This is a genomic window from Actinoplanes sp. NPDC048791 (assembly GCF_040650095.1).
GTDB lineage: Bacteria > Actinomycetota > Actinomycetes > Mycobacteriales > Micromonosporaceae > Actinoplanes.
This window is the reverse complement of the sequence record NZ_JBEZGQ010000828.1, coordinates 1,148-3,754: the sequence shown is the minus strand read 5'-3', so window position 1 is coordinate 3,754 and position 2,607 is coordinate 1,148. Positions and strand designations below refer to the sequence as shown.

Annotated in this window: 2 protein-coding genes and 1 pseudogene; all 3 read right to left on the bottom strand. The window is 73.5% G+C overall.

What is annotated here, in order from left to right; translation table 11 throughout:
- On the bottom strand, nucleotides 1-552 hold a 552-nt coding region (mptB, locus tag AB0C29_RS37880), incomplete at its 3' end, for a polyprenol phosphomannose-dependent alpha 1,6 mannosyltransferase MptB (RefSeq protein WP_360830996.1).
- Nucleotides 549-1,967, bottom strand: coding sequence for a polyprenol phosphomannose-dependent alpha 1,6 mannosyltransferase MptB (mptB, locus tag AB0C29_RS37875; RefSeq protein WP_360830993.1), 1,419 nt, complete (start codon nucleotides 1,965-1,967; stop codon nucleotides 549-551). The genes mptB (AB0C29_RS37880) and mptB (AB0C29_RS37875), both read right to left, overlap by 4 nt.
- 66 nt (nucleotides 1,968-2,033) lie before the next feature.
- Nucleotides 2,034-2,607 (bottom strand): annotated as a pseudogene (locus tag AB0C29_RS37870) (MFS transporter); the annotation flags it as partial.

The window sequence follows — 2,607 nt, the reverse complement described above, 5'->3', positions numbered from 1 at the left end:
CCGGGCCAGCACCGGCAACCCGGCCGCGACCAGGCCCAGCCCGGCCAGGGCGATGACCCGCAACCCGGCGATCACCCCGGCCAGCGAGTCGCCCAGCGCCACGGCCCAACCGGCCACCAGCAAAAAGAGCGGACCGTACGGCGCCGGCGACGTGCGCCAGGTGGTCGACACCGAACCCAGCCACGGGCAGCCGAAATCCTGCACGCCACCGGCATACGGATCGCCGCCCGAGTGCTGGACAAAACCCTGGCAGGCGTACGAGTAGATGTCCTCGCTGCCCAGCGGCAGCATCGGCAGCACCGGCAGGATCCACAGCCCCGCGGTGACCAGGGCCCACCGCGTCGACGGCACCCGGTGCCGCCCGAACCACCACGCGCACAGCAACGCCGCCAGGCCGAGCACCCAGCACAGCGGCAGCAGCACGCCCTCGCGCCCGGCGAGCATCGTGCCCGGCGTGACCGTGGTGCCCCGCGCGAACGGTGAACCGCCGAGGTAGGCGGCCGCCGCGACCAGCACGCTCCCGGCCAGCCCGCCCCACCGGATCAGCCTCACGCCGCGGTCACCAGTTCCCTCCCGCGAAGCCAGGTCACGCTGCGGTACGCGACCCAGCCGATCAGGACGATCATCGCGAACGACATCGGCACGCCCAGCGGCCGGAACACGCCGGTGCCCTCGGGCAGGATCGTGGCCATCGCGAAGACGACCGTCCCGGCCAGCCACCGGGCCCGCGCGGTGCCGACCGCGAACAGCGCCAGCGGCCAGATCAGATACCAGGGCTGGGTGATCGGCGCGAAGAAGATCACGGCGAGCAGCGCCAGCCCGGCCCCGACCAGCGGGTCGCGGTCCCGGGAACGCCAGAGGATCACCAGCAGGGACACCCCGAGCAGCACCAGGGCGACCGCGCGGACAGCGGGCACGACCTCGAGATCGGCGCCGAACCAGCGACCGGCCGCCTCGACCGCGAGACCGACGGCGGTCGGCGGCGACGACCAGTTCACCGACTCCCCCGCGCCGGACAGCGCGGTCAGCCAGCCCAGACCCAGCCCGGAGGCGAACGAGCCGGCCACCAGCACGACGAGCGCGGACGCCATGACCGCTCCCCCGCGCTTGATCAGCCCGGCCCAGCCCGCGGCCCGCAGACCACCGACGGCGAACAGCGCCGCGAACGGCAGCACGACCCCGATCGTGATCTTGATGGAGATGGCCAGGCCGAGCAGCGCCCCGCCGACCAGCAGCGTGGTCCAGCTCTTGACCGGCGCCGCCAGCACCGCGAACCCGGCGACCATGAACGCCACCGTGAGCGCGTCGTTGTGGCCGCCGCCGATCAGATGCACCGGCACCAGCGGGCAGCAGAGCACCAGCCATAGCGCCCGGTCCACAGGCGCGCCGACCCGCCGCGCCAGCACGGGCAGGCAGGCCGCGATCGCGACGACGCCCAGCACGGCGAGGACTCGGAAGGAGATCAGGGCGGCCAGCTGCGACCCGAACGCCGCGGCCAGCCCGGCCAGGACCAGAAAGACCGGACCGTACGGCGTGGGCGTGTCGCGCCAGACCACCGAGACGGAGTCCAGCCAGGGACAGGGCTGGGCCGACACCCCGACCAGGTACGGGTTGAGGCCGGCGTGCACGAGGGCGCCCTGGCAGGCGTTCGCGTACATGTCCCGGCTGGCCAGCGGCGGCACGACCAGCAGCGGGGCGGACCAGAGCGCGGCGGTCACCAGGATCCACCGGGGAGTGAGCTGGAGGCGGCGGCCGTACCACCAGGCGACGCAGAGCGCGGCCAGGCCGGCGAACCACAGCAGCAGAATGAGGGCGCCGGCCGGCTCGCGCAGCACGCTGACCACGTTGACGTTGCGGCGGATGAACGGTGCGGCGCCGTAGAGGAACGCGTCCACGGCACAGCACACAGCACCGAAGAAGCCCAGCCAGCGCAGGAACGCGGGGCGGGCCAGCAGCCCTTGGATCATGACAACGGCCTCGTGCGGACCCCTCGTGACCGTGGCATGCGCGTCAGCGTACCCATCGGCCCGCGGTCAGCACGCCGGTCCGGGCCGCAGCGAGCTGGTGAGCCGGAACTCACCCGGGGTGGTGACGCGCAGCTCGGTCCAGCCGTCGGGGCCGGGAGCCAGGCAGGCGCCCGGCTGCCGCACGCTCAGCCAGCGCGACCAGTGCACGCGGACCAGCACGTCGGCGCGCGCGGGGACACGCACGGTGACGCCGCCGCGGTCACTGCGGGCGAGCTCGGCCGGCGCCGACACCAACTGCTGTGCGTCGGTGACCTCGTAGAGGCGCCAGGTGTCGTCCTGCCACACCGGGCGCAGCTCCGGCAATCCGTTGAGGACCAGGGCGGACTCGGTGCGGGCGTACCGGTCGGGCACCGCGCTGGGGGCGATGACGACGTAGGTGACGGCGTTGGCGCGCAGCCAGGCGACGTAGTCCTGCGGGGACAGGACGTCGCGGTAGAACAGGGCGTTGCGGTCCGTGTCGACCTGGCGTTCCCAGCCGCGGGCCAGTGGGACCTGCGCTGCGGCGTACACGGACTCCCAGTGGTCCCGCATCGGGACCTCCTCGACCCGGCCCGCATACAGGACCGCAAGCACGTCCACC